The organism is Rhodococcus sp. D-46 (assembly GCF_011290655.1).
Lineage (GTDB): Bacteria > Actinomycetota > Actinomycetes > Mycobacteriales > Mycobacteriaceae > Rhodococcus_F > Rhodococcus_F qingshengii.
In genome coordinates, this window is record NZ_JAANTF010000035.1 from 1 (window position 1) to 3,629 (window position 3,629).

Annotated in this window: 3 protein-coding genes; 2 read left to right on the plus strand and 1 reads right to left on the minus strand. The window is 61.5% G+C overall.

From position 1 onward, the window contains the following. The first annotated feature begins 317 nt into the window (after nucleotides 1-317). Entirely contained in the window at nucleotides 318-1,598 is a 1,281-nt protein-coding gene (locus G9U53_RS33145; RefSeq protein WP_165639976.1) for an IS256 family transposase, read from the plus strand. Nucleotides 1,599-1,980: 382 nt separating this feature from the next. Continuing rightward, the gene (locus G9U53_RS33150) at nucleotides 1,981-2,730 is read left to right on the plus strand and encodes a GAF and ANTAR domain-containing protein (RefSeq protein ID WP_042445282.1); all 750 of its coding nucleotides are present in this window, start codon (nucleotides 1,981-1,983) and stop codon (nucleotides 2,728-2,730) included. 108 nt (nucleotides 2,731-2,838) lie between these two features. Here the strand turns inward: G9U53_RS33150 and G9U53_RS33155 are convergent. After that, a partial coding sequence (locus G9U53_RS33155) for a GAF and ANTAR domain-containing protein (protein WP_207624781.1) occupies nucleotides 2,839-3,629 on the minus strand: 791 nt, incomplete at its 5' end.

Here is a 3,629-nt window from a genome sequence, read left to right on the forward strand (position 1 = left end):
TACAGCGACTGCTCGGCTGGGGGTCCGGAGCGAACCTGATGGGTTACGTCGAACGGGGCGGTCAGATGATCGACGCACACGTTCTCCTCGAAAACGGCGCCGTCGAACTCCCGACTGCCCGCTGAACTCTAGAACCTGCACGGTTGTCACCCGCAACCCAACTCGCTCAGTAGTTTCTGGGGTTCGAATCGAGAAATAGCCCGTAGCGTGACCGTCTGCGTGCCATCCGTAAACCTGCTGGTGGTCAAGCGGGACTGTCCCTAGATCGGTGTTTCGGCCCGAGACGCTGAGTGAATGCTCGGCGAGGAGGTGCCAAGATGACGACACTGGAAGATGTGACGAAGAAGAGGACCGAGCCCTCCGCGGAAGCTGCGGCGGCCGCGGAGTTGGTGCGCCTGGCCAAGGAGCAGGGCCTGTCGCTGACCGGGCCGGACGGGTTGCTCAAGCAGTTCACCAAAACCGTCCTGGAAACCGCGCTGAACGAGGAGATGACCGAGCACCTCGGGCACGACAAGAACCACGCTCCGCCGGATCGGGAATCGTCCAATATTCGCAACGGAACCAGATCGAAAACGGTGTTGACCGAGGCCAGCGGTCACGTTCCGATCGACGTCCCTCGTGATCGGGAGGGGACGTTCGAGCCGCAGATCGTCAAAAGGCGACAACGACGCCTCAGCGGGGTCGATGAGATCGTGTTGTCGTTGTATGCCAAAGGATTAACGACAGGTGAGATCAGCGCCCACTTCGCCGAAATCTACGGCGCCTCGGTCTCGAAAGAGACCATCTCGCGGATCACAGACAAAGTGCTCGAGGAAATGCAGGACTGGGCTGCCCGACCCCTCGATGAGGTATACGCGGCAATCTTCATCGACGCGATCGTCGTCAAAGTTCGAGACGGTCAGGTCGCCAACCGGCCGATTTACGCCGCGATCGGCGTCAGTCTCGACGGCCACCGTGACGTGCTCGGATTGTGGGCCGGCACCGGCGGTGAGGGCGCCAAATTTTGGATGTCGGTGCTGACGGATATCCGAAATCGGGGCACCCGGGACGTGTTCTTCCTGGTCTGCGACGGATTGAAAGGCCTACCGGAAGTCGTCGAAAACGTCTGGCCGGCCACCACGGTCCAGACATGCGTGATCCATTTGATTCGCAACACCTTTCGGTTGTCGTCGCGTCAGCACTGGGACGGGCTCAAACACGATCTCAAACCGATTTATACCGCCCCGACCGAGACGGCAGCGCGGGCAGCCTTCGACGATCTCGCCGAGCGCTGGGGGAACCGGTATCCGGCGATCATCAGGTTGTGGACCAATGCCTGGCAGGAGTTCATCCCGTTCCTCGATTACGACACCGAGATACGGCGAGTGCTTTGCTCCACCAACGCGATTGAGTCACTCAACGCCAGATATCGGAGGTCAGTCAAAGCGCGCGGGCATTTCCCCACGGAAGCTGCCGCACTGAAATGCCTCTATTTGGTGACGCGTTCGCTGGACCCGACCGGCAAGGGCCAGGCACGATGGATTGTGCGGTGGAAGCCTGCTCTGAACGCGTTTGCGATCACGTTCGCCGATCGTTGGCCCGGATCGGAAACATACTGATGGAAACTGGCCGAAACACCGTTGGCGAGATAGACCCGGTCAAGCAGATACGGGAAGACTGGTGGAAATCGCTGGACTGGCCGGGCGCGAGGAGGGCCATTATTCGCAGCAAAGTGATGGGTCTCCACGAGTGGTTCGGCGATTTTTTTGCGGGATCCGGCTCCCGCTAACGAGTTCGGGTGTAGCAGTCGTCCGCTGGACGCCGGTACCCCTCACCGCTGGTGAACCCTCCCTTTTTTGGTTGCCGGTCTGGCGGGCCCCGCCATGGGTTTGGCGGTGGCGTGTTCGGGCATTCGTGAGTTGTTGACAAGTGGAGATCGGGGTTTTGCCGTTTTTCGTCGTGTGCCGTCACGGTCTCTTGGGAGTGCGTGTGGGGTGTGGGATGGATGTCGTACGAAGCGCTGCCGTCGGTGATGGGTGGTTTCCTCCGCTCGATGCGGCTGCCGAAGCGTTGCAGGATCTGTATCGGGTGTTGAATCCGGCCGGTCACATCGAGAAGTATCTGAACCGGTTGTGTGAGCATGCGGTGGAGTTGATCGAGGATGCGGACATGGCGGGGGTGACGGTTCTCGATGAGGAGGGCGCTGCGTCGACGGCGGCGCGCACGTCCCGTGAGGTCGTCATGGTGGACGAGCTGCAGTATCGGTCGTGGGCGGGTCCGTGTATCGAGGCCGCGGAGAGCGAGCAGATCGTGGTGGCGGACCGCACGACTGCCAGTGAGCGGTGGCCGGGTCTGGCGTCCGAGGCCCGGCGATTCGGGGTGCAGAGTTTCCTGTCGATTCCGTTGCCTGCGCTCGAGCCCGGGGTGCGTGCGGGTGCGGTCAACGTGTACGGCAGCCGTGCGGACGGGTTCGCCCGTTCTGAGGTGGCGTTGATGAATTTGTTCACCACTGCCGCTGGGTATGCGATCGGCAGTACCGAACGCTACCGGGGTGCCCGGCAGTTGGCTCTGCAGCTCGAGCGTGCTCTCGATTCGCGGGCGGTGATCGATCAGGCGAAGGGGGTGTTGATGGCGGTGCACGGTGTCGATGCGGATGGGGCGTTCGCGATGTTGGTCGAGACGTCTCAACGCACCAACACGAAACTGCGGGCGGTGGCAGAGGATCTGCTGGCGAGTGTGCGCATCACCTAGAGATGACGAGGCCCCGCGAACGCGGCGATGGTGAGCTCTCCCGCCTATCGACGGCACGCCGCTTCGTGCCGTCGCAGCGTCCTGACCGGTCGATCGGAAGCTCTAGCTCTATGTGCGTTCGTCATCGGCTGAAATGATCATCTGACGTGCAACGTCCTGTAAATCCCTGGACTCACGACGTGCTGAAGCCTGGAGTTCGGAAAGCGCGGTCTCGGGGTCTGTATCTCGGCGGATCATCAAGATTCCGACTGCTCGTTCGATGTCGGCACGTGAGGCGATTCCTCGGCGCAGGGCGTTGGCGGCACGTTCGAGTCGATGGTCTGTTGCGATGGCATCGAGCCCCGCTCCCAGATATTCGGCGATGACGACGACGAGATCACGGTCCCGGTCCGTCTCTGCCACCGCTGAATGCGAGTACAGGTTCAGCGACCCGACCGGCACGTCGTAGTTGAACAGTGGTACCGCGAGAAAACCTTCCAATCCGGCGTTGCGCGCAGCAATACCGAGAGTGGGCCACCGTGTACCTAACTGCTCGACCGACATTCGGACCGACCGACCCGTACGCGATGCTGACAGGCAGGGTCCGTCACCGAGAAGATATTGCGTGCGATCGAATTCTTCTACACGTTCATCGGTAGGGGCGACGGTGAACGGTTCGCTGTCCAGGGATGCCGTGACACCGGCGTGATCAACACCGACAACCAGATCGACGGCGGCAATCGTGCATCGAATCATCAACTCCACGACTCGATCCGGGGAATCAGCCGGTATCGAGAGAGATTGTTCGAGGCGATCGATGAGTCGCGGCTCGCGACCCTGTGCTCGCGCGAAGGCGGCCGACGGTCGCGCGCGCGGATGAGAACTGTCGAAGTTCATGATTTCTTGCCCGATCCGCGCGG